18 protein-coding genes are annotated in these 23,367 nt (G+C 40.9%); all 18 read left to right on the top strand.

Annotation, left to right across the window (positions count from 1 at the left end; translation table 11 throughout):
* The first annotated feature begins 23 nt into the window (after positions 1 to 23).
* Complete coding sequence (gene leuS / locus NYP65_RS00935; protein ID WP_473410483.1) at positions 24 to 3,008, top strand: leucine--tRNA ligase; 2,985 nt, start codon at positions 24 to 26, stop codon at positions 3,006 to 3,008.
* A 139-nt stretch (positions 3,009 to 3,147) separates the two neighbouring features.
* The gene (locus tag NYP65_RS00940) at positions 3,148 to 4,002 is read left to right on the top strand and encodes a ComEA family DNA-binding protein (protein WP_473410484.1); all 855 of its coding nucleotides are present in this window, start codon (positions 3,148 to 3,150) and stop codon (positions 4,000 to 4,002) included.
* 51 nt (positions 4,003 to 4,053) lie between these two features.
* Positions 4,054 to 5,856, top strand: coding sequence for a ComEC/Rec2 family competence protein (locus NYP65_RS00945; protein ID WP_473410485.1), 1,803 nt, complete (start codon positions 4,054 to 4,056; stop codon positions 5,854 to 5,856).
* 159 nt (positions 5,857 to 6,015) lie between these two features.
* Positions 6,016 to 6,999 (top strand): DNA polymerase III subunit delta, encoded by a 984-nt coding sequence (gene holA / locus NYP65_RS00950; RefSeq protein ID WP_473410486.1) that lies wholly within the window; start codon positions 6,016 to 6,018, stop codon positions 6,997 to 6,999.
* A gap of 52 nt (positions 7,000 to 7,051) precedes the next feature.
* On the top strand, positions 7,052 to 7,615 hold the full coding sequence (gene tsaE, locus NYP65_RS00955) for a tRNA (adenosine(37)-N6)-threonylcarbamoyltransferase complex ATPase subunit type 1 TsaE (protein ID WP_032839262.1): 564 nt from the start codon (positions 7,052 to 7,054) through the stop codon (positions 7,613 to 7,615).
* Between the two features lie 38 nt (positions 7,616 to 7,653).
* Positions 7,654 to 8,457, top strand: a complete 804-nt coding sequence (tsaB, locus tag NYP65_RS00960) for a tRNA (adenosine(37)-N6)-threonylcarbamoyltransferase complex dimerization subunit type 1 TsaB (RefSeq protein ID WP_473410487.1) — start codon at positions 7,654 to 7,656, stop codon at positions 8,455 to 8,457.
* A 20-nt stretch (positions 8,458 to 8,477) separates the two neighbouring features.
* A complete protein-coding gene (rimI, locus tag NYP65_RS00965) occupies positions 8,478 to 9,104 on the top strand; it encodes a ribosomal protein S18-alanine N-acetyltransferase (RefSeq protein ID WP_473410488.1) in 627 nt (208 codons plus the stop codon).
* Positions 9,097 to 10,161, top strand: a complete 1,065-nt coding sequence (gene tsaD, locus NYP65_RS00970) for a tRNA (adenosine(37)-N6)-threonylcarbamoyltransferase complex transferase subunit TsaD (RefSeq protein WP_473410489.1) — start codon at positions 9,097 to 9,099, stop codon at positions 10,159 to 10,161. The genes rimI and tsaD overlap by 8 nt, the downstream gene beginning before the upstream one ends.
* Positions 10,162 to 10,197: 36 nt before the next feature.
* Positions 10,198 to 11,298: a tRNA (adenine-N1)-methyltransferase gene (locus NYP65_RS00975; RefSeq protein WP_473410490.1), complete on the top strand. Its 1,101-nt coding sequence runs from the start codon at positions 10,198 to 10,200 to the stop codon at positions 11,296 to 11,298.
* A 21-nt stretch (positions 11,299 to 11,319) separates the two neighbouring features.
* Positions 11,320 to 11,877, top strand: a complete 558-nt coding sequence (locus tag NYP65_RS00980) for a SixA phosphatase family protein (RefSeq protein WP_004133039.1) — start codon at positions 11,320 to 11,322, stop codon at positions 11,875 to 11,877.
* A 175-nt stretch (positions 11,878 to 12,052) separates the two neighbouring features.
* Positions 12,053 to 14,389, top strand: a complete 2,337-nt coding sequence (gene metE, locus NYP65_RS00985; RefSeq protein WP_004133040.1) for a 5-methyltetrahydropteroyltriglutamate--homocysteine S-methyltransferase — start codon at positions 12,053 to 12,055, stop codon at positions 14,387 to 14,389.
* Positions 14,386 to 15,240, top strand: a complete 855-nt coding sequence (gene metF / locus NYP65_RS00990) for a methylenetetrahydrofolate reductase [NAD(P)H] (RefSeq protein ID WP_004133041.1) — start codon at positions 14,386 to 14,388, stop codon at positions 15,238 to 15,240. Before metE ends, metF begins: the two co-directional genes overlap by 4 nt.
* A 90-nt stretch (positions 15,241 to 15,330) precedes the next feature.
* Positions 15,331 to 18,627: a bifunctional [glutamine synthetase] adenylyltransferase/[glutamine synthetase]-adenylyl-L-tyrosine phosphorylase gene (locus NYP65_RS00995; protein WP_473410491.1), complete on the top strand. Its 3,297-nt coding sequence runs from the start codon at positions 15,331 to 15,333 to the stop codon at positions 18,625 to 18,627.
* 105 nt (positions 18,628 to 18,732) lie between these two features.
* On the top strand, positions 18,733 to 18,963 hold the full coding sequence (locus tag NYP65_RS01000) for a hypothetical protein (protein WP_473410492.1): 231 nt from the start codon (positions 18,733 to 18,735) through the stop codon (positions 18,961 to 18,963).
* A 1-nt stretch (position 18,964) separates the two neighbouring features.
* On the top strand, positions 18,965 to 19,291 hold the full coding sequence (locus tag NYP65_RS01005) for a type II toxin-antitoxin system RelE/ParE family toxin (RefSeq protein WP_473410493.1): 327 nt from the start codon (positions 18,965 to 18,967) through the stop codon (positions 19,289 to 19,291).
* Between the two features lie 156 nt (positions 19,292 to 19,447).
* Positions 19,448 to 20,674 carry an aspartate carbamoyltransferase gene (pyrB, locus tag NYP65_RS01010; protein ID WP_004133044.1) on the top strand — a complete coding sequence of 409 codons (1,227 nt, stop codon included), beginning with the start codon at positions 19,448 to 19,450 and terminating at the stop codon, positions 20,672 to 20,674.
* A 109-nt stretch (positions 20,675 to 20,783) separates the two neighbouring features.
* Positions 20,784 to 22,196 carry a dihydroorotase gene (locus tag NYP65_RS01015; RefSeq protein WP_018615672.1) on the top strand — a complete coding sequence of 471 codons (1,413 nt, stop codon included), beginning with the start codon at positions 20,784 to 20,786 and terminating at the stop codon, positions 22,194 to 22,196.
* Between the two features lie 76 nt (positions 22,197 to 22,272).
* Positions 22,273 to 23,307, top strand: coding sequence for an orotidine-5'-phosphate decarboxylase (gene pyrF, locus NYP65_RS01020; RefSeq protein WP_101896560.1), 1,035 nt, complete (start codon positions 22,273 to 22,275; stop codon positions 23,305 to 23,307).
* Positions 23,308 to 23,367: the final 60 nt, after the last annotated feature.

Raw genomic sequence — 23,367 nt, forward strand, 5'->3', positions numbered from 1 at the left:
ATGAGTCGCTATAGTGCTTGTTTATGGAAGACAACGATCAACAATATTCAACAGCTGACAATAAAGCTACAATCGCTGAGCCAGCTTTTCGTTATAATGCGCAACTCGCACAAGATATTGAGCAGCGCTGGCAAAAAACCTGGGATGAGCAAGGCACATTCTGGGCTGCTAATGTTAAGGGCAATTTGCAGGATGGCGAAGGCAGGAATGCTGAAGGCCGCCCTTCTTTCTTTGCGATGGACATGTTCCCGTATCCTTCTGGTAAAGGCTTGCATGTTGGACATCCTCTTGGATATTTAGCAACAGATGTTGTAAGCCGATATCATCGCATGAAAGGCGAGAACGTTTTGCATGCTATGGGCTACGACGCTTTTGGACTTCCTGCAGAACAGTACGCCGTGCAAACTGGTCAGCATCCTCGCATTACTACCGAGGCAAATATTGCAAATATGCGCAGGCAGTTGCATCGTATGGGATTGAGTTTTGATGATCGTAGGTCTTTTGCAACTATTGATACAAACTACGTTCGTTGGACACAATGGATTTTCTCGAAGCTTTACGATGCTTGGTATAACCCTGATTTTGTAAGAAAAGATGGAGGAAAGGGTTCTGCTCGTCCAATTTGTGAGCTTGTTGATGAGTTTAAGAGCGCAAAGCGCGAAATTCCTGGTTTTGCAGGCAAAAAGTGGGAAGAACTTAGCAAAGTAGAACAAGCAGACGTTTTGAATGACTTCCGTATTGCTTACATTTCTAAATCTCCTGTAAATTGGTGCCCAGGATTGGGAACTGTGCTTGCAAACGAGGAAGTTACTGCAGAAGGAAAATCTGAGCGCGGAAACTTCCCAGTATTCCAGCGCAATCTTCGTCAGTGGTCAATGCGAATTACGGCTTACGCTCATCGCTTGATTGAAGATTTGAATACGATTGATTGGCCAGAAAAAGTTAAGCTTATGCAGCGAAACTGGATTGGCGAATCTCACGGTGCTTCCGTTCACTTTGATGTGCCTTGTGCAGATGGTGAAACGCGCGATTTGGAAGTGTACACAACTCGTCCAGACACGCTTTTTGGTACAACTTTTGCTGTTGTTTCTGTAGATCATCCGATTCTTGAGCATATTCCAGAAGCCTGGAGTGCAAACGTTCCAGAAAGTTGGAAGGGTGGCTACGCAAATCTTAAGGAAGGATTGGAAGAGTACCAAGCTCAAGCTCGTGCAAAGACTGCTAAAGATCGCACGGAAGATGCTGGAGCAAAAACTGGCTTGTTTACTGGTCTTTACGCGATTAATCCTGTAACTGGTGCAAAACTTCCACTGTTTGTTGCAGATTATGTGCTTATGGGCTACGGAACGGGCGCAATTATGGCAGTTCCAGGCGGTGATCAGCGCGATTATGATTTTGCTAAAGCTTTTGGCTTGCCTGTGATTTACACTGTTAAGCCTTTGCTTGATTCTGGCGAAAAGTTAGAAGATTATGATGGCAAAGCTCCGTTTGTTTCTCATGACGGAATTGTTATTAACTCTTCTGTTGAGCATACTCATAAGCTTGGCGACGCCTTGTCTATTAACGGTTTGCGCGTAGATGAAGCTATTAAAAAAGTGACGACTTGGCTTGAATCGGCAGGCGTAGGCGTTGGCAGAGTTTCTTACAGACTTCGCGACTGGCTGTTCTCTAGGCAGCGCTACTGGGGTGAGCCTTTCCCAATTGTTTACGACGAGGATGGTGTTGCTTACTTAGTTCCAGATAGTGAGCTTCCGATTGCTTTGCCAGATGTTCCAGACTATCAACCAAAGACTTATGCTCCAGACGATGCAAACTCGGAGCCAGAAGCGCCGTTGAGTCGAAATGATGATTGGGTTAAAGTTCAGCTCGATCTTGGTGACGGCGTAAAAACCTACTATCGAGACACCAACACTATGCCAAATTGGGCTGGTTCATGCTGGTACTACATGCGCTACTTGGATCCGAATGACGCAGAGCACATGGTTGACAGCGACGAATACGACTATTGGATGGGCACGAACCGTCCAGGCAAAGAGCATGTTTCTGGCGGCGTTGACCTTTATGTTGGCGGTGTAGAGCACGCAGTTTTGCACTTGCTTTACTCGCGATTCTGGCATAAAGCGCTTTACGATTTGGGTTATGTGAATTCTGCTGAGCCATTCCATCGCTTGTTTAACCAGGGCATGATTCAAGCTTACGCTTACACGGATGAGCGCGGACAGTACGTTCCGGCTGATGAGGTTGAGGAAGGTGCTCCAAACGGCTCCGGCGAGCCAACCTTTACATGGCACGGCGAGAGCGTAAATCGCGAGTTTGGAAAGATGGGCAAGAGCCTAAAGAATATTGTGACTCCAGACTACATGTACGAAAACTACGGTGCAGATACGTTCCGCTTGTACGAGATGAGCATGGGTCCACTTTCTGAATCTCGTCCATGGAATACGCGCAACGTTGTTGGAGGCATGCGATTCTTGCAACGCTTGTGGCGTAACGTTGTTAACGAAGAAACTGGTGCTTGCGTAGTAACAGAAGATGCGCTCGACGAAAAGACGCTTAAGCTTCTTAATAACACGATTGCCGAAGTGACTGTAGAGATGGAAGCAATGCGTCCAAACACTGCAATCGCTAAGCTGATTGTGTTGAATAACCACTTAACGTCTCTACCTCACGTGCCTCGCGCAGCAGTTGAGCCGCTTGTTCTTATGCTTTCTCCAATTGCGCCGCATATTTGCGAAGAAATGTGGAGCAAGCTTGGGCATACTAAGTCGATTGCTCACGCAAATTGGCCTGTTGCAGATTCTCGCTATGTTGGTGAGGATACTGTTACAGCTGTTGTGCAAATCAAGGGCAAAGTTCGCGCAAAGCTCGAAGTTGACCCGAATATTTATGCTAGCGAGCTTGAAAAGCTTGCGTTGAAAGCTGTTGCTGATCGCTTAGGTGGTAAAGCTCCGCGCAAAGTGATTGTGAAGGCTCCAAAGATTGTGTCTATTGTGCCAGACGAAAGCTGAAAACTCAATGTTTTCTAGGCAAAATAGCCTTTAACCACATTGGTTAATTTTACTTGAAAGATGCTTATCTTCATTTAATAGTGGAGGTAAGCATCTTTTTTTATGAATGATTATGAATAACAAAAGGAGGTGATTAAAGGTGCATAAAACGAGTCGTAATGTTTTGGAAAGATTTGAGGCTATTAGTGGCTTGAACAATTATGTTAGTGAAGAAATCAGTGATATTAGTGATTCTTATAGAGAAGCTAAAGATTTACAGCACACAAAAGATGATTTGAATATTTTAGACTATAAAACTTGTGTTTTAGATAGCGAAACTAAAGAACGTGCGCTCGCTTTGAAAGACCTTGCTGCTAATGCTAATAGTTCTTCATTAAAAGTTGATGATTTTAATAAGCGCAACGAAGCAAGAATGAAGAATCATGTTAGATTAGCTATAAAGCCTGCTCATATTTTAGCAATAATGCTGATTCTAGTTGTTTGTTTATCTTGTAGTTTAACAATGTTAATAAGTCAATATGCAACTTATAGCAAGGTTTATGCATATAACGCTAGTGCAAAGTCAAAAAATCATTCTAATAAGCAAGTTGATTTTTACAATAAGTCAGATGCTAAAGGCGACGGTAAAAATGATGGTAAAGACGAATCAAATAATAAATCAAAAGTGAGCACTAATCATAAAAGTGAGTTAAAAAAAGATGAAGAAAGCGTTGAAAGTGTTGGTAAAAATCAAGATTTGATTGAAAAAAATAAGAGTGAATATAGCCAAAATCGCAGCAAAAATATTCAAAATAAAAGTGAATGCATAAATATAAATAGTGCTGGGTCAGAAGAATTACAAGCAATAAAAGGCATAGGGCCAAAAATGGCTCAAAGAATATTAGACATGCGTAAAAAAGTTCGCGTTTTTAATCGTGTTGAAGATTTGATGCAAGTAAATGGGATTGGTTCCAAAACTTTTGCAAAGATTAAATCGATGATTTGTGTTGGTTAAGAATCGCTTATCTATAGGTTTATTTTATAACTTTGTTGTTTAAGGCGTAAAATGGAAGAATTTTATTGGAATTTTGAAAATGGAAACAAGGATTTTAGACTTGTTCCAATTGCTTTTGCAATGTGGTTTGGATGCTTGTATGCAAGATTTATATGCAAAAGTAATCAAGTTTTAGCGTATACAATATTTGCCACTTTTGCGTTTGTTGTTGCATGTTTTTATTGCGTATTTGCTAATGGCATGTTTAAAATTACATTTTTGAGACGCTTAGAAATAATCAAATACAAGCAAACTTTTTATGCGATTATGTGCGCATTTTTAGCTTCATTTATGATTTGTTTGATTACGCAATGTTTAGAAGAACTAGATCCTGTTTTTTCTGTTATTAAAAGCGAAAGTGCTAGAAGCGCTCAAAGCTATGATGGTAATAAAAGGCTCGATTCTAAAAGCGCTAAAGTGGTTATGAAAATAACGTCTCCCTTAAGAACATCCCCTTCTTTTAGAGGAGATTGTGTAGCTAATGTAAGTGTTAAAAGTGTTGAAACAGAAGATAAAAATCATGTTGTGCAAAAACGTGTGAGTTTTGCAAGTGCGAAGCTTTACGCTTTTAATCCAGATTGTAAAGCAATTAATTATGGCTATACGATTAGCAGTTTTGCAAAGATTGGTATATCAAAATTTGGCGCAAATAACGTAGAAATTCAAATTCCTAAAGCTAGTAAAAAAGATAAATCTAAGTTTAGTAAGGAAAATAAAACGAGCAAAAATCAAGTTAATTCCTTAAAAGTGATTGAAAAATCTGGGTTTTTAACAAGTGCTCTAAACAGTCTTTACAAAGAATTTTACAAAGTTACAAGCAATTTGAGTGAGCAGGGTCAAATGCTTGTTCCTGGACTTACTGTAGGGCTTTTGGGTCAAGAGCATTTAAGCAATGACGATGAAGATAAAAGTAGTCAAATTGACAGCGCATATGCAAATACAATGAAGCAAAGATTTAAGATTTCGGGAATAATGCACTTAATGGCAGTTTCTGGAGGTCACTTTTTGCTTATTGCTGCAATGATTCGTAAAATTTGCTTATATTTTCTTGCTCCAAAATGGCTGTGTGCGCTCCTTGAAATACTTGGAAATATTTCTCTAGCATTTATTGTTTACCCATCTGCTTCGGTTTTACGCGCACTTATAATGGGCATTATTTGTTCAATCGCATTTTTACTTTCTAGAGTGTATCAATGTGCTAGCGCGTTAAGTTTAACTGTTATAGGTGTTTTATTTGTTTGCCCAAAATTTGCGTGGGATTACGCGTTTGCGCTTTCTGTTTGCGCTACTTTTGGAATAATTGTTTGTGGAATGCCTTTAAGAAGAATCTTTTTAAGATATATGCCGTCTAGTATTGCAAGCGCGTTAAGTATTACATTGTGTGCTCAATGTTTTACACTTCCTGTGCAAATATTAATGCAACCTCAAGTTTCTTTTATATCTATTATAGCGAACTTACTTGTTGCTCCTTTTGTTGATTTTGCAACGATTTTTGGGCTTTTGTCTCTTGTTTGCTCGTGCTGGAATTACTCTATTGCGCTATTTTTCGCTAATATTTCCTCTATTGGAACAAACATTATGGCGAATTGTGCTTGGAATCTTGGAGATTTACAAATCGGAGTTATTCCATGGGTTTCAGGGCCATTAGGCGCGTGGCTTGCGTGGTCGGTTGAATTTAGCGTATTTTTGTGTGTATTTTTTATTAATAAGTATCTTAAAAATAAAGAGTTTTATAATGCGTTTAAGATTTACGCTCAAGCAAAATCAAATCGCTTTAAGCATCTTGTAGATGATTCGGTTGAACTTTTTGAATGATTTTTGTGCAAATGATGATTTTGAGCAATTTTTATAGTCAATCATCTTAAGTTTTGTATAGTTTGTACAATTATTAGATGTGTTAAATAGCTAAAAATAATCGAATTAATGGTAGATTTGATTAGCTAACTTGTAAAACATTAGCATTAAGGGGTACGTATGCAAGCGTTAAAAAACTTTGCGCCACTTACGATTGTAGTTGGTGGGGATGCGTATTTGAATGATTTGAACGCTCGCGACTTAAAAACGCGCATATTAGTCTCATGCCCAGATGCAGATGTTGTAAATTTAGACGCTTTTAATGCCAATAAATATGCTTTTATAACTGCTACAGGTCCATCACTTTTCTCTAGTGGAACAATTGTTGTTATTAATAATCTTGAACAAGCTAATGAAGATTTAGTCGAAGCAATAATAGAGTTTTGCGCTAGTAAATCTAAATCTAATGTAAAATCTAATGAAAACGATTGCTGGGTTATTGCACGACACGAAGGTGGTGTTAAAGGAAAGTCAATCGTTACAAAGCTAGAAAAAGCTGGAGCAAATAAAATAACTGTTCCAGATCTTAAAAAAGATGATGCAAGATTGAATTTTGTTCTAAGTCTTTTTGAAAGACAAAATCGCACAGTAGAGCCTGCAGCAGCTGCGCGAATTGTAGAGGTTTTAGGTGGAAAAACCGACCAGTTGGCATCTCTTTGTTCTCAGCTTTGTTTTGATTTTGAAGATAACCCAATAACGCTAAAAATAGTTGACCAATACTTAATATCGGATCCGCAAGTAACTGGATTTTTTGTAGCAGATAAAGCTGCACAAGGAAACGCGGGTCAAGCTATTCTTGCTGCAAGAAGAGCGGTTTTGCAAGGCGTTGACCCTATAGCGTTGATTGGAGCATTAGCTGTAAAAATGCGCATAATCGCAAAAGCTATAGCAGTTAAAAACGGAGAAATTTCTAACGCGCAAGCAAAAGTGAACCCGTGGGCGTTAAAAATGGCTATGAGAGATTTAGGCGGATGGAGTGAGAATGGAATTCGTAAGTGTTTTATGTGTTTAGCGTGGGCAGATGAGCAATGCAAAGGCGGAACAAGCGATGCTGATTACGCTTTAGAAAAATGCATTAGCATGATTGCTTTGCGCGGTCGTTAAAGTAAATCAAATTAAATTGAATTAAATTGAATTAAGTCGAAAGTGTGTGATTTTGGAAAATCATAATATTAAAAAGCTTGTAATTCCAAGTGATTCGTGTATGCAAGATCTTGGAGAATCAATCGCAAAAATAGTGCATGAAACAGACGTTATTTTGCTTTCTGGCCCTCTTGGTGCTGGAAAAACGACGTTTGCTAAAGGATTTGGTAAAGGCTTAGCAATAAAAGAGCCAATAGTTTCCCCAACTTTTACTATTGCTAGAGAGCTTAAAGGAACGTTTTCTAACGGAAAAGTGGCAAATCTTATTCACGTAGACGCGTACAGGCTTGGTGGAAAAGATTACGCTCCAGGGCAAGACACTGTTTCTAGGCTTTTAGATGAGCTTGAATCACTTGGATTAGACGAAGCTTTAGAAGAGCCAGGAGATGGAACTGTTGTGCTTATGGAATGGGGAGAGCAAATGGCAGGCGTTCTTGCAAATGTTCGTCTTGAAGTTCATATTGATAGGCCGATTGATAAAAGCGAATCAAATGAGTTTACGAGCGAAGGAAATCGCGTTGTAACGCTTGTTCCAGTTGGGGGAGACTGGTGTGATCGCTTAAAAATTCTTGATTAAGAGTAAGCTAAATTGGTTAGTCAATTTAAGGAATGAAAATGAGCAATACGCTGATTATAGACACGTCGTACGGTTCAACAGTTGGAGTTGTGGGGCATAATCCGATAATAGAAACGGATTCTCGCACTCATGTTGAAAGATTGCAAGTAAACATTGATTCTGCTGTAAAAAATGCTGGACTAGAGCTTAATCAAATAGATGAGATTGTAGTTGGAGTAGGCCCTGCTCCTTTTACTGGTTTACGAGCTGGACTAGTTGCAGCTAAGGCGATTGCTTTTGCGAATAACGCAAAGATTCTAGGATGCAACAGTTTGCTGCCTCAAAGCTTAATGATTCGTTCTGGAGCTTTTGAAGAATCGCTTAAAAATGGCGTTATCTCTAATAGCGAAATAGTCGAAAATAATGAATCTTGCGTAGCTAAACACACGTATGTTCTTTCGCTAAATGACGCTAGAAGACGCCAAGTTTATATGAGTTTATATGACGATAGTGGTTGCGCAGTAATAGAAATGGATATTGATTATCCTGCAAATATTGTTGATAGAGTAAATCAATATTTTGAATCAAATAATATTTGCGATTATTGCGTTTGCGTTGCGGGTCATGGTGCTAAAAAATACGCTGAAGATTGGAAGAAAATCGAGAATATATGCTTAATCACCGAAGTGAGTGCTCTTGATTTAGACGTAAAAGGATTAGAGATATTTAAGTTGTGCGCAAGTCAAAAAGACGTTATTGAACCACTTTATTTAAGAAGACCAGACGTATCTGTTCCAAACCCATTGAAGCATGTTTTGGGATCTGGCGCTGCTACAAAAGTGGCGGAAGTGGCGGAAAAATAGGATTCAAGCGAAGTACGCATATGATTGTAGACATAACTTGCTCAAAATATCCAGCTTGTGTATCAAATAGTAAAAGCAGAGCTATAGAGAAAATTGATTGTGCAAAATATGAAGCAATAGTTTCTCAAATTGCAAAAATCGAAGCAGACTTGTTTGGGTCAGGATGCTGGAACAAGAACATGATTTTGCAAGAGTTACAAGCACCGATGCGCGCGTATTATGCAGATGTTGATCTAAACACAAATACGGTAGCTGGGTATGCAGGATTTTGGTTTGATGGTGACGACGCTCAAATAATGACAATAGGTGTTGCAAAAGAGTATCAAAAGCGAGGAATTGCAAGCAATCTTCTAAAAACTATGATTGAAAATGCAAAATCAATCGGCGCAAAACGAATGCTTTTGGAAGTTAGAGTAAATAACAATCCAGCGCTAAAACTGTATGAAAAATTCGGTTTTACAAAAATGGGATTACGAAAAAGATACTACATGCCAGAAGGAATAGACGCATATACAATGTGTGCGCAAATAGAAAACTTTGAAGACTTAGACAACTTAGACGACTTAGAAAATTTAGAAAACTCAAAAAACTTAAAAGAATCTAGCGAAGCTTATAACAGCGCTAAAAGTGAGGATAACAATGAGTGAAACAATGAATAAAACAAGCGAGCCAATAGTTTTAGGCATTGAATCAACTTGCGACGAAACAGCGGCCGCAATCGTTAAAGGAAGAACATTAGTTTCTAACGTTGTAGCATCCTCAATGCAAGAACACGCGCGATATGGCGGTGTTATACCAGAAATCGCATCGCGCGCGCATGCAGAAGCATTTGTGCCAGTCGTTTCAAAAGCATTAGCAGATGCAAATATGGATTTGAGCGATATTGATGCTATAGCAGTAAGCGCGGGTCCAGGATTAGCAGGATGTTTAGCTGTTGGTGTTTCTGGCGCTAAAGCACTAGCGAGTGCCGCAAAAAAGCCGATTTATGGAATAAACCACGTTATTGGACACATTGCAGTAACGCAATTGCAATTCGGAGACGTGCCTAAAGACGTTCTAGCGCTTATTGTTTCGGGAGGACACACTTCTCTTTTGCATGTTAATAACATTGCGCGCAGCATAGACGTTGTTGGAACAACATTAGACGATGCAGCTGGCGAATGCTTTGATAAAGTAGCTAGGTTGCTTGGATTCCCTTACCCAGGAGGCCCGCATATTGATAGGCACGGGCGCCTTGGAAATCCAAATACGTTGAAAGTTCCACAGGGACTTACGCAAGGTCGTTCTGGCAAAGAGCATCCTTACGACTTTAGTTTTTCGGGAGTAAAAACTGCTGTTGCGCGCTGGGTGGAAGCTCGCCAAGCACAAGGCTTAGAAATACCAGTAGACGACGTTTGTGCGTCTTTAGCAAACTCTGTTGCAGATGTTCTTTCGCGCAAAGCTATGATGGGCTGCGAACAGTATGGTTCTAAAACTTTGCTGATTGGTGGCGGATTCTCCGCAAACTCGCAACTTAGAGAGCATCTTTTAGAGCAAGGCAAAGAACACGGAATCGAAGTTCGCTTGCCGCAGCTTAAGCTTTGTACAGATAACGGAGCAATGGTGGCAATGCTGGGCGTGAATTTGGTAGAAGCAGGCGTTCGTCCATCCGCTCCAGATTTTGCAATCGATTCAGCAATGCTACTTACAACCGTTAGCTTATAATAGTAAAAGTCGTTCTAAAAATAAGCGAGGTGTTTTGTGTACGAAAGCTATGCGCGTAGAGGAGTTTTGCAAGTTGGTGAAAAAATCCAATTCACCGATAGAAAAGGCAAGCGAATCACAGCACAGCTTGTTAAAGGCGGAGTTACACAAACCGAGCATGGCATTATTTTGCACGACGATGTTATTGGCAAAACTCAAGGCGTTGTAGTAACAACAGTTAGCACAAAACGTGATTTTGAGCGCAGTAATAAGCCAGTTGACGCATCTAAAGAATCAAACAAGCCTTGGATGGCTGCGCGCGCAATAGGCGGATGGGATTATGTAGTTATGCGTCCGCGATTGGCAGATTACGTTTTATCTATGCCAAGAGGCGCTCAAATCATGTATCCAAAAGATATTGCACAAGTGATTTCTTTAGGAGATATTCGCTCTGGAATGCGCGTTTTAGAGTCGGGAGCAGGCTCTGGCGCAATGAGCTTAAGTCTTTTAGACGCTGTTGGTCAAAGTGGCGAGCTTACAACAATAGAGCTTAGGCCTGATTTTGCTAGAATCGCGCAACTAAATGCAACGATTTACTATGGCGAAAGTCCAAAATGGTGGAATCTTTTAACTGGCGATTTTGACACAGTAGCAAAGTCTCTTCCAGAAGGTTATTTTGATCGCATTATGCTAGATATGCTTGACCCTTGGAACAGGCTTGAACAAGCTTATAGGGTTATTGCTCCAGGTGGCGTATTAGTTGCGTACGTAACAACAACAACGCAAATGTCTAGAATGGCACAATGTTTGCGAGCTTCGGGAGTTTGGACGGAGCCAGAGATTCAAGAAACGTTAGAAAGAACTTGGAAAGCTCAAGATTTAGCAGTTAGACCAGATCACGCAATGATAGGTCACACTGGTTTTTTGGTTATTTCGCGCGCAATGGCTCAAGGATTTAATGCGCTAAAAAAGCGCGAGCGTGCTACAAAAGATACTGTTAGCGATATTGATGACTTAACCCCAGAAGAGCGTGCAGAACAGCTAGAAGACTTGTCTCTTAGAGATATATCCGATAGAAAGCTTAGAAAAGTTCTTAGAGATTTAGATTTACAAATCGCACAATTGCCTAACTCAAATCCAGAGCCTAATAAGGCTTAATTTTAGAAGTAGGAGATTAAAATGGCGGCGTCAATCAAAAAAATCGTTAAAAAAGTAAAGCATGCAAAATATGTGCTGCTACTAATGCGCCACGCAAAAGCGGTGCCGCCAACAATGGGAGACGATTGGGGAAGGGACCTTAGCGATAAAGGCATAAAACAAGCAAAAATCATGGCAAAAGGCTTGAAATCTTTAAAGCTTGTTCCAGATTATATTGTTTGTTCAAGCGCAAATCGCACAGAGCAAACAATGCACAAAATGCTTAAAAAGTTTGGAGATTCGCCAATAGTTGCATCAAGAAAAAGCTTATATGATGGCGGAATGCAATCTGTAATGGATGAGCTTTGCGCGATTAGGAGTGAATCTAAAATAACAATGATTATAGGCCATGAGCCAACAATGTCGATGGCTGCGCAATGGCTTTCCTCCCCAGATTCTGACCCAGACGTTTTAGGAACAATGCGACTGGGGCTTTCTAACGCTTCGATTGTTGTGCTAGTTTCCGAAACTCCTTTTGCAACTTGCGGACTTCGCGGAGCAAAAGCTTTAGGCATTATAAGTCCAAAGGATTTTGAGTAGTAAATACGAATAAAATTCTTATAAAATTTGCATAAATTTGCACAAATATCTGAATAAATATATGCACAAATATGCATATAAGTTTAAGTTATAACGACACCCCCAAATAGGTAATGACCTCATTAAGCCAAATGTTTGCTAGGCTGAATCAGGTTGTTAATTATTTGGAGGATATATGCATACTGTTCTTACATCTGTACAGGGATTCCCACGAATCGGCGCAAATCGCGAGCTTAAGAAAGTTATTGAACGCTATTGGAAAAAAGACGCAACTCTAGAAGAAGTAAGACAAGTTGCAAAAGATTTGCGCAAAAAGCATTGGAAAATTCAAGCAGAATCTGGAATAGAACTCATACCAAGCAACGATTTTAGCTACTACGATCAAATGCTAGACACAGCAATCCTGCTTGGTGCAGTGCCAGAACGGTACAAGAATCTAGAGTTTGAAAATGCGGAAGATACGCTTTTTGCAATCGCGCGTGGATATCAAGGGGATAGAGGAGATGTAACAGCGCTTCCAATGAAGAAGTGGTTTACAACCAACTACCACTACATTGTTCCAGAAGTAGAAAATCCGCAAGAGTTGCGTTTAGTTGGCACAAAACCATTCGACGAGTTTAATGAAGCAAACGCGCTAGGAATTGAAACAAAGCCAGTTCTGATTGGCCCATACACATTCTTAAAGCTTGCTCGTACGCCACAAGCTCAAGAATTAGAAGCAAACAAAGAGACGATTGAAGCCTTAGCAAACGCATATTGCAGTATTGTAAAACGATTTGCAAGTCTTGGAGCAAAATGGTTGCAATTTGATGAACCATACTTGTGCTTAGATAAAGAAGATGGCGATTTAAAGATCTTTAGCGATTTATATGAGCCGATTCTTGAAAGCAGACTTGAAAGCGCTGCGAATGATGAAAACGTTAAAATTTTGCTTAACACGTATTTTGGCAATATTTTAGACTCTTACAAAACACTAAACGATTTAGCGTTCGATGCAATTGGCTTAGATTTTGTAGAAGGCAAAGAAGAAAACCTTGAAGCTTTGCAAAAATATGGAGTAAACGAGAAAACAACTATTTTTGCAGGAGTTGTAAACGGCAGAAACATTTGGAAAAATGACTACGCACAAAGTCTTGGCTTATTAGACGCTTTGCAAAAAAATGTTACTAATCGCATAGCTGTTTCTACTGCATGCTCGCTTTTGCATGTTCCATTTAGTACGGATGGAGAAGAGCTTGGCGAAGACGTATTAAAGCATTTTGCGTTTGCTGTAGAAAAGTTGAAGGAAGTAAGCGAAATCGCTAAGCTTTGCGTTTTGAATGATGATGAGCTTAAAAATAGCGAGGAATTAGCGCAAAATCAGGCATTGTTTGACGGGTCTAGAGTAAAAGTAGACGAAAACGTTAAATCGCGAATCGCAAGCCTTAAGGCAGAAGATTTTGAGCGAAAGCCATCTCGCGCGGAGCGTCAAAAATTACAAAAAGAAGCATTAGGATTGCCTGATTTGCCTACAACAACTATCGGATCTTTCCCTCAAACAAAAGAAATAAGATCGATTCGAGCGCTTTTTAGAAAAGGCGAAATTAGCAAAGAAGAATACAACGCGTTTATTGCCAAGCAAATAGACGAGTGCATAGAACACCAGGAGAGCATTGGCTTAGACGTTCTTGTGCATGGCGAGTTTGAGCGAAACGACATGGTTGAATACTTTGGCCAGCATTTGCACGGATTTAAGTTTACAAAAAACGCTTGGGTGCAGTCTTATGGAACTCGATGCGTAAAGCCTCCAATCGTTTGGAGCGACGTTTCTAGAGCGCAGCCGATCACAGTAGAGTGGAGTGCGTATGCTCAAAGCCGCACAAATCATGTTATGAAGGGCATGCTAACGGGGCCTGTTACGATTCTTAACTGGTCTTGGCCTCGAGAAGATATTACGCACGAGGAGCAAACTCAGCAGCTGGCTCTTGCTATTAGAGACGAAGTTTTGGACTTGGAGCGTGCTGGAATTCGCGTAATTCAAATCGATGAGGCAGCTTTGCGTGAAAAGCTTCCGCTTAGGCGTTCTGATTGGCATAAGAAGTATTTGGATTGGGCAATTGCATCTTTCCGTCTTGTGCATTCTGCTGTAGATGCTACTACGCAAATCCACACGCATATGTGCTACTCGGAGTTCAACGACATTATTCGAGACATTGATGCAATGGACGCGGACGTTATATCGTTTGAAGCTTCGCGCGGAGATTTAGTTGTTTTGGACGCTATTCATAACGCGAACTTTGAAACAGAAGCGGGCCCTGGCGTTTACGACATTCACTCTCCTCGCGTTCCTAGCGAAGAGGAGATTGTTAACAGGATTCACGAGATTTTGCAAAAAATGCCGGCAGGCAAACTTTGGATTAACCCAGATTGTGGCTTAAAAACTCGCGGCAATGCAGAAACGTGGGTTAGCTTGCAAAATCTTGTTTCGGCAGCTAAAAAAGTTAGAAGCGAATTGGGTGGCGGTCTAAAATGACGTACAAACCAAAGTTCTCTTTAGAGGTGTTTCCGCCTAAAAGAACATCTCCAATAGGCACGATTTACGACACTTTAGACGGCTTAAGGGGTTTAGATCCAGATTTTATATCTGTAACTTACGGAACAGGAAAATCTTCGGATCGAACTGCTACTGCTAGAATCGCCAACACTATTCGATCGGAGTATGGCATTAAGACTGTTGCTCACTTAACAGCAAGATACTTGGATTATGACGATGTTGACGAAGCTTTAGACATGTTTGATAAGGCAGGCGTTAGTGGTGTTTTAGCTTTGCGCGGAGACGTTATTGAAAGTCAGAATGCTGCTGGAGTGTTTAATCACGCAAGCGATTTAGTATCGTATATTCGCTCAAAGCGACCAGATTTGCCTATTTTGGGTGCATGCTACCCAGAAAAACATCCAGAAGCTGCTACTTTGCAAGAAGACATTGATAATCTAAAGCGAAAAGTGGATGCTGGAGTAACTTACTTGATTTCGCAACTTTTTTACAATAACGATGACTTTTTGCATTTTAGGGATTTAGCTAGAAAAGCTGGCATTAACGTTCCTATTGAAGCTGGAGTTATGCCAGTTGTAAACGCAAATCAAGTTAAGCGAATGACAAAAATGTGCTCTTCTAAAATGAGTGAGCCAGTTTTAGCAATGATTGAGCGATGGGGAAGTAACCCAGAAGTTTTGCAAGACGCTGGAAGTATATTTGCGTCTCAACAGATTAACGATTTAGTTGCGGAAGGTGTAGACGGAATACACTTGTACACAATGAATCGTCCTGGCGTTACTAGAAGCATTTGGTCAAACGTTAAGCCACTTTTTACTAAAATCGTGTAGATTATGCGATTTATGCAAATTGTGCGATTTGTGCGATTTTTGTGATTTGTGCATGTGGTGCCGTGCAAAATATTGTTGTACGACACCACAATGTACAGTGGCGTTATGAGCAAAGAATCAAGTAATGCTGGAGATTTAAGCAATGGCTTTAGCGCGATTTTGAACGTGGAATCAAAAGCTAATTTGCAAAATGGTTCAAAAAGCAACTTAGGTTTTGCTCAAGAAAGCAACTTATCGTATAGAAGTCTAGTTAAAGCAGGGTTTGCGCGCCCAGAATCTGCTCGTAAAACTATAGAAGATGTTTGCAAAAATTGTGAGAATAATTCAATTAATGTGCTCAAAATCTTAGAAAGCATAAATAGAGTAGAAGATCCAGATTACGCAATTTTAGCGTTTAACGACATATATAAATCGCGTCAAAAAGTTGTTGAAAATATTGCTCAAAACTCGAATAATTCACTAATAACAAGTCCGCTTTCGTCTTTAATGCAAGTTCTTGGAGCTTCTAAAGCGTTTGCAATGCTAATGCGAACACGCGAAGATTTAATAAACGCTGCTGCAAGTGACCCAAATCATTTGCTACATATGACTTTAGAAGAGCGCGTTTTGGATTTACTAGAAGCTGTTCAATCGTACAGCGCAACAGTAGTAAATGAAGAAAAAGATGACAACAAGAATTGCGATTCGTGCACTGTTCCAATAAGCTCTATGCCTTTTGCGCAAGCTGTTTGCGCGCTTAGAGCGAGATATCGCCAGCATATTGCTGCGATTATGGCATACGATTTGGCGAGCGCAGACCCTGTAGAATTACAACCAGACATAAGTCGTAAACTTTCGGACGCTGCAGATGCTGCTTTAGAGGCGGCTCTTGCGATTGCGCGCGGGCAAGTTTCTGGATCTTGCTGTTGCAAGTTTGCAATAATCGCAATGGGAAAATTGGGAGCGCAAGAAATAAACTACGTTTCCGACATTGACTTAATATACGTAGTAGAGCCAACTAATGGCGTTAAACAAGATGAAGCTTTGAGAGTTGGTTCTTCTATTGCGCTTGTTTTGCAAAAAGTGTGCCAATCGGTTGTTATGGGTTGTGCGGAGCCGCCATTGTGGCAAATTGATACTGCGTTAAGGCCGGAAGGTAAAGATGGTCCGCTTGTTAGGCGATTGGAATCTAACAGAGAATACTACGAAAAGTGGGCAAGTAGCTGGGAGTTTCAAGCATTACTAAAGTCGAGGCCAGCTGCAGGAGATATGCAACTTGGTAAAGATTATAGACAAATGGCAGATTCGCTTGTTTGGAAAGCGTCTGGGCGTGAACACTTTGTTGCAGATTGCCAACATATGAGACAGCGAGTGGAGTCTTTGATTCCTGCGTCTCATAGAGATTTAGACATGAAGCTTGGTCGCGGAGGATTGCGCGATGTTGAGTTTACTGTGCAAATGTTGCAACTTGTGCACGGAAGCGAAGATACGTCTTTGCGAGTTAGAGATACACTAGGCGCGCTTAACGCATTATCTGCTGGAGGTTATGTTTCTAGATCGCAAGCTGCGATTTTGGCAGAACACTACCGTTTTGAGCGCGTGCTAGAACATCGCCAGCAAATGTGGAATATGCAACGTACACATTTATTCCCAGACTTAGGTGCGCAAGGAAATGGTGGATTAGATCGCGCAAGAAGTATTAGTGTAGAAGAGCTTAACAGTAACGAGCAAATTAGGCGTCTTGCTAGAGCTGTTAGACTTAAGCCAGAAGAGCTTGTTGCGCGATTCGACAAAGCGCGACGAGAAATTAGACACTTGCATAAAGATATTTATTATCGCCCAATGCTTCCGATTAATGCGCAAACGGATGCGGATCCTATTGTGCTGTCTGCTGAGGCTGCTCGCGCTCGCTTTGCATCAATCGGATTTGCGGACGCTAAAGCTGCACAAATGCATGTTGAAGCGCTTACTGAGGGGCTTTCGCGTGCTGCTAAAATTCATAGAATTTTACTTCCAGCAGTGTTGAAATGGCTTGGAGAAGGTCAAAATCCCGACATGGGTTTGCTTGCTTTTAGACGACTTTCCGAACGTTTTGGTGGAAAAAATACGTATCTTGGATTTTTGCGCGATTCTCCTAGCGCAGCTCAGCGGCTTTGCCATGTTTTGTCTGATTCGCGCTATTTAGGCGATGCAATGATGAAGTCCATACAGTCGATAACTTGGCTTGGAGACGACTCGACGCTTGCGCCAAGAGGCAGAGAAAGCTTGGATATGCAAACGCGCGCAATGGTTGCAAGATATTCAAGCAGTATTGCGGATTTTGCTCAATCTTTGCGCGCTTTAAGAAGGCAAGAAATTGAGCGAGTAGCTCTTGCTTGGATGTGTGGGATTATTGACGATGATACTTCTATGCAAGCGATGAGTGACGTATTTGACGCTGTTCTTGATGCTGCTTTGCAATGGGCTATGAAAGATGCGTCTCTAAAAATGTGCCTAGATGAGAGCAAAGCTTCGATTGCAATTATTGCCCTCGGACGTTATGGCGGTAGGGAAGTTAACTTCTGCTCTGATGCAGATATGATGGTTGTTTATAAGCCTACACAAGATATTTGCGGTTGTGATTCTAGCGATGATTCTGGAGCGAATCTTGCTCACCGTTTTGCGCAAACTACTGTAGACATATTGCGCAATATTTTGCAAGGTTCTCTTACTTTAGAGCCAAAAATCATGGTTGATTTAGATTTGCGACCAGAAGGCAAAGATGGCTCGCTTGTGCGCTCGCTAGAATCGTGCGAGCATTATTACCAAAAGTGGGCAAGTACGTGGGAAAATCAGGCACTTTTGCGCGCGCGCTTTGCTGCAGGTTCTAAAGAGTTGGCGGATGCTTTGCTAAGTGGAGTAGTAAAAGACTTGCGCTATTCATTGGAGCCGCTTAGCGAATCCCAATTAGCGGAAATTCGTAAGCTTAAAGCGCGTATGGAAGCAGAACGTTTGCCAAGAGGAGTTAGCAGAGACAGACATTTGAAGCTTGGGCGCGGCGGTTTAAGCGATGTTGAGTGGACTGTTCAGCTTTTGCAATTGCAATACGCTGGAAAATATGAGTCTTTGCGAGTGGTTGGCACAATGCAAGCGTTGAAAGCGCTTAAAGAATTGCATTTGATTGAAGATGAAGATGCAAATGTGCTAGAGCGCTGCTGGCATATGTGTTCTGCAGTGCGAAATGCAAACTTCTTGTGGTCTGGCTCCCTTGAGCGCGCGGATGTTATTCCAACAGACTCTTATTCTTTAGGCGGAATCGCAACTTATCTTGGATATGATCCAAACCAAGGTCGCGTTTTTGAAAACGATTTAATGGCTGTTATGCGTCAATGCCGTGAAGTCATGTCTCGTCTCTTCTACTGTCGATAAGTTTGCAGTTGCTAATCTAGTCATATTTTGTAGCTTCGAATTTATTGTTATATTTTTCATACATGTGTGCATGTTATAATTTCTTGGGATGGGAGGTGATTTTTAATGAAAAATTCAATGATAAGCATTGATGTAAAAGAAAGAGCTAAGTCTTCAGTTTTTTATTCTGATGTTTCTTCACGTATAAAGCAGACAGTCAGTAGTGAAAATTTAGAAGAAGATGACGAATTATTCTCTACTGATTTTGCTGCAAAACTTATGAATAGTTACAAGCAATCGGTTGCTGGTTTAGTGCGTTCGTATGAATCAGTATTCAATGAGTTAGAAAAGGATTGATATGCGTCCTTTTAGTGTTTTTCTAACTCAAGATGCGGAAAATGATTTGAAAGAAATAAAGAATTATATTGCATCTAATATTTCTTCGAAAACGGCTCTTAGGATTATTCGTCTTATAAAATCTAACATTGAGAAATTATCATTCTTACCTGAATTTGCTGTAGTTGTTAAATATGAACCGTGGAATTCTCTTGGTGTTCGACGTATTGCTGTGGGGAATTTTTTTGTTTATTATAGAGCCGATTTAGAAGAACGCGTCGTTTATGTATTAAAGGTTACTTATTCTAGGCGTAATCAGAAATCAGTATTAAGTCAGATCGATTTTTAATTTGATTTATAATTTTTTGCATCTTATTTCTGCATTTTGTGGTAACAAATATACGCCACTCCGAGTATGGGTTTCGTCAAAGCTAATCAGTAATATTACTTAGGTCGCGCACAATCGCGGCCGTTTGCCAACTAGCGAAAGGTAAGCGGTTTTATTATGACGAACGCATTTTCTGATTCTTCCAATCAAGTTTTTTCTCGTTGCGCAATTGCTCAATCGTTAGCAGGCAAAAGCGTTGTTACTTTAGACGATATTTCTACGGCACAAATACGAATGCTTTTAGATAAAGCGCGATACATTGATTCGCACAGAAAAGAAGTGGCCCACACTTGCGATGGCAGAGTGTTGGCCACTCTTTTTTATGAGCCGAGCACGCGCACGCGATTAAGCTTTGAAACAGCAATGCTTCGCTTAGGTGGCAAGGTGATTGGCTTTGCAGGCGCTCAACTTTCTAGCGCGAGTAAAGGCGAAACAGTTAGCGACACGTTAAAAGTGGTGTCAAACTATGTAGATGTTGTAGCAATGCGTCACCCTAAGGAAGGCGCCGCTTTTGTAGCAACGCAAGCTGTTAGCACGCCAGTAATTAATGCAGGAGACGGTGGCCACATGCATCCTACTCAAACTCTTGCAGATTTAGCAACAATTCTTGCACGATTTGGAAGGCTGAATAATTTAACAGTTGGGCTTTGCGGAGACTTAACATACGGCCGCACAGTTCACTCGCTTATTGAAACTTTATGCCGCTTTGGAAACGTTCATTTTGTGCTGATTAGTCCAGATGAGCTTAAAACTCCGCAATATGTTATTGATCGCATAAACGCAACTGAATCGTGCTCTTACGAGGAAACTCGCGATTTGATGGAAGTTATTGGAAGTTTAGACGTTCTTTATATGACTCGTGTGCAAGAAGAGCGTTTTACAGACAGGGATCAATACTTGCGACTTAGAGATACTTACATTTTGACGGAAGAAAAATTGCAAAAAGCAAAGCCTAATACGGCTGTTCTTCACCCACTTCCTAGGATTAACGAGATTGCGGTTGATGTTGACGCGGACCCTCGTGCAGCATACTTTGAGCAAGTTAAAAACGGTATGCTTATGCGAATGGCTCTTGAAAGCTCTGTTCTTGGAGATAAGCTTTTGGGCTATGAGCCAACAGATTTTGTGAATGTGCCTAAAGACGAATCGCAAGCTTACGATGCTAATGGAATTTCGCTCGCTAATCCTCGTGTTCATAAAGAAGACAAAAATGCTCCTAAAGATCTTAAATGTCCTAATATTCGTTGCATAACAAATAGTGAATTATCATTAGTCAAAAAGTTCTATAAGGACGATTCTGACGCAAACGTGTATCGATGCTTGTATTGCGACGAAGAAGCATAAGTAGATTGAGCGCACTAAAACGCGCAAATAATCGCGATTAACGCAATTGAAATATAAAGTAATCTAAAATAATCTAATAACTTAAAACCTTGAGCAAACTAGGAGCAATATGAATAACTCACGAACCTTAACTTTGCAAAATATTGCAGTTTGGGATACTAGCGAGCGCATCGATTTAATTGTAGAAGGTGTGCGGCAAGATGCTTTAATTGAGCCAAATGCCAGAATATGCGGAGAAATTGATGCAAGTGATTGGATTGTTGCTCCTGGTTTTGCAGACCCGCACGTGCATTTTAGAGATCCTGGTCAAACAGATAAAGAAACGATGATGACTGGCGGCAATGCTGCTGCTGCAGGCGGATATACGCAAGTTTTGATTATGCCAAACACGATTCCAGCGGTGGACGGCGAGCCTTGGAATGATGCTCCTTTCGATGTTGAAAATGTGATTGACTACTTGCAAAGATACGGTTGCATATATGGCGTAAAATTGCCAGTTCGCTACGATTTAAGCGTTTGCGCATCGGGCGGAAGAAGTGGCGTTGATCCTAGCAACGTTAATTTGTGGAAAAAGTATGTTCCTGGAATCGAAGATAGTCAAAAAACGTCTCCAATGAAGAAGCATCCTGTAGTTGCAATCAGTGACGATGGTGCTGCAGTTACAGATTCGATTTTGCAAGACGTTCTAAAAATCGCTAAAGAAACAGGATTGCCTCTTCTTGAACATTGTGAGCATCACAATTCTGGCTCAGTAAACGAAGGCCCAGTTGCTAAGATTTTAGGCGTTGGCGGAATTCCTGCTTCTACGGAGCTTGCGATTGTTAAGCGCGACATTGATGCTGCGCGAGTTAGTGGCGTTCATGTGCACTTCCAGCATGTGAGTACTGCAGCTGCTTTTGAAGCGATTCGCAAAGCTAAGAAGGAAGGTTTGCCTATTACTTGTGAAACAGCTCCGCATTATCTTGCTCTTTGCGATGAAGATGTGCTTAAGTATGGCGTTAACGCAAAAATGAATCCGCCACTTAGGTCTAAAGCAGATAGACAGGCCACTCTTGGTGCAATCGCAGATGGAACTATAGACATGATTGCGACTGATCACGCTCCGCACACAGTTGCAGATAAAGCTGGCGACTTTGCGAGTGCGCCTAATGGCATTATTGGCTTAGAATGCGCGTACGCGGTTTGTAGAAAAGTGCTTGTGGATGCAGGCTACACGGATGATAAGCACTTAATTGAACTAATGTCTGTTAATCCAATGCAACTAATGAGCCGCAGACCTACGGATGTTTCGGCTTTGCTAAACGTGTCTTCTAAATGCGCGATTAGGCGTACATTGCGATTAAGCAACACGGAGCACCCAGAAAACGTTGATTTAGTGTTGATTAATATGAACGAAAAGTGGAGTGTGGATTCAAACTCATTCCATTCAAAAGCTAGAAATACGCCATTTGACGGTTGGCAATTAAAGGGCAGGCCAGTGGCAACTATTATTGGATCGCAAATTGCGTTTTCTAGAATGTAGTCGCGTATTTAATAAGTTTAGTAAGTTTAGTAAGTCGCATTCATAAGTCGTAAAAAATAGTAAAAATGGGAGCAAAATGGACGAGTTAGTAGAAGCGATTGCATCAAAGCAAAATCCTACTGTTGTTGGCTTAGACCCAAAGCCTGGTATTTTGCCTGCGCAAATTTTAAGCGGCTTAGCAAATGAAGTTTTGCAAGAAGTAGAGAGTGAAGAAGCTTTGTCAACTTTGCTTGGTGCTGCTTATTTTGAGTTTAATCGTGCAATTATTGATGCGATTTGCGATATTGTTCCAGCTGTTAAGCCGCAAATTGCAATGTATGAGGCGCTTGGCCCTGCTGGAATTGACACTTACACAATGACTTGCGATTATGCTAAATCCAAAGGCTTAGTTGTTATTGGAGATGCAAAACGAGGAGATATTGGTTCTACGGCAGGCCAGTATGCTGCGCATTTGCGAGGATTTGCTAATCTTGATTCGTATTTTAGCGATGAATCTTACGACTTTGACGAGTCTTTGATTAATCTTCTTAAAAGTTCTAGCACAAAGGATGTTTGGCACGAGGATTCGCTTACTGTAAACCCGTATATGGGGTCTGATGGCGTTAAGCCTTTTGTAAACGAAGCAATTTCGCGCAATAAGAGCATTTTTGTGCTTTTGCGCACGTCTAATCCTTCTAGCAAAGAGTTGCAAGAGCTTGTTGTTGAAGATGGCAGACCAGTTTACGAGCATATGGCAAGCTTGATTGAAAATTGGGGCGAATCAAACATTGGAAATCACGGATATTCTAGAGTTGGAGCGGTTGTTGGAGCAACTCATCCGCAAGAAGGCAAGCGGTTGCGTGAGTTTATGCCGCATACTTTCTTTCTTGTTCCAGGCTACGGAGCACAAGGCGGAACGGCACAAGATGTTGCTGGAATGTTTGATGAAAATGGTAGTGGCGCTATAGTAAACTCTTCGCGCGGAATTATTGGTGCTTGGAAAAACAGTGAATCTTATAAAAAGCACGAATCTTCAATTTCTTTAGATGACATTCTAGATATTGTTGCACATTCTTCTGCTTGTGCTGCTATTAATATGCGAGATGATTTAAGGCAGGCGATTTATAAGTGAATCTATTTATAAGTGAATATAGATAAACATAAGCGAATATAATTTATAGCTAATAGCAAG

The organism is Gardnerella sp. c12Ub_1 (assembly GCF_055804375.1).

What these genes read in the sequence shown, in the direction of transcription:
- leuS (WP_473410483.1), top strand. Translation starts at nt 24, where the DNA reads ATGGAAGACAACGATCAACAATATTCAACAGCTGACAATAAAGCTACA.
- NYP65_RS00945 (WP_473410485.1), top strand. Translation starts at nt 4,054, where the DNA reads ATGGAAGAATTTTATTGGAATTTTGAAAATGGAAACAAGGATTTTAGA.
- holA (WP_473410486.1), top strand. Translation starts at nt 6,016, where the DNA reads ATGCAAGCGTTAAAAAACTTTGCGCCACTTACGATTGTAGTTGGTGGG.
- tsaB (WP_473410487.1), top strand. Translation starts at nt 7,654, where the DNA reads ATGAGCAATACGCTGATTATAGACACGTCGTACGGTTCAACAGTTGGA.
- rimI (WP_473410488.1), top strand. Translation starts at nt 8,478, where the DNA reads ATGATTGTAGACATAACTTGCTCAAAATATCCAGCTTGTGTATCAAAT.
- tsaD (WP_473410489.1), top strand. Translation starts at nt 9,097, where the DNA reads ATGAGTGAAACAATGAATAAAACAAGCGAGCCAATAGTTTTAGGCATT.
- NYP65_RS00980 (WP_004133039.1), top strand. Translation starts at nt 11,320, where the DNA reads ATGGCGGCGTCAATCAAAAAAATCGTTAAAAAAGTAAAGCATGCAAAA.
- metE (WP_004133040.1), top strand. Translation starts at nt 12,053, where the DNA reads ATGCATACTGTTCTTACATCTGTACAGGGATTCCCACGAATCGGCGCA.
- metF (WP_004133041.1), top strand. Translation starts at nt 14,386, where the DNA reads ATGACGTACAAACCAAAGTTCTCTTTAGAGGTGTTTCCGCCTAAAAGA.
- NYP65_RS00995 (WP_473410491.1), top strand. Translation starts at nt 15,331, where the DNA reads ATGTACAGTGGCGTTATGAGCAAAGAATCAAGTAATGCTGGAGATTTA.
- NYP65_RS01000 (WP_473410492.1), top strand. Translation starts at nt 18,733, where the DNA reads ATGAAAAATTCAATGATAAGCATTGATGTAAAAGAAAGAGCTAAGTCT.
- NYP65_RS01005 (WP_473410493.1), top strand. Translation starts at nt 18,965, where the DNA reads ATGCGTCCTTTTAGTGTTTTTCTAACTCAAGATGCGGAAAATGATTTG.
- pyrB (WP_004133044.1), top strand. Translation starts at nt 19,448, where the DNA reads ATGACGAACGCATTTTCTGATTCTTCCAATCAAGTTTTTTCTCGTTGC.
- NYP65_RS01015 (WP_018615672.1), top strand. Translation starts at nt 20,784, where the DNA reads ATGAATAACTCACGAACCTTAACTTTGCAAAATATTGCAGTTTGGGAT.
- pyrF (WP_101896560.1), top strand. Translation starts at nt 22,273, where the DNA reads ATGGACGAGTTAGTAGAAGCGATTGCATCAAAGCAAAATCCTACTGTT.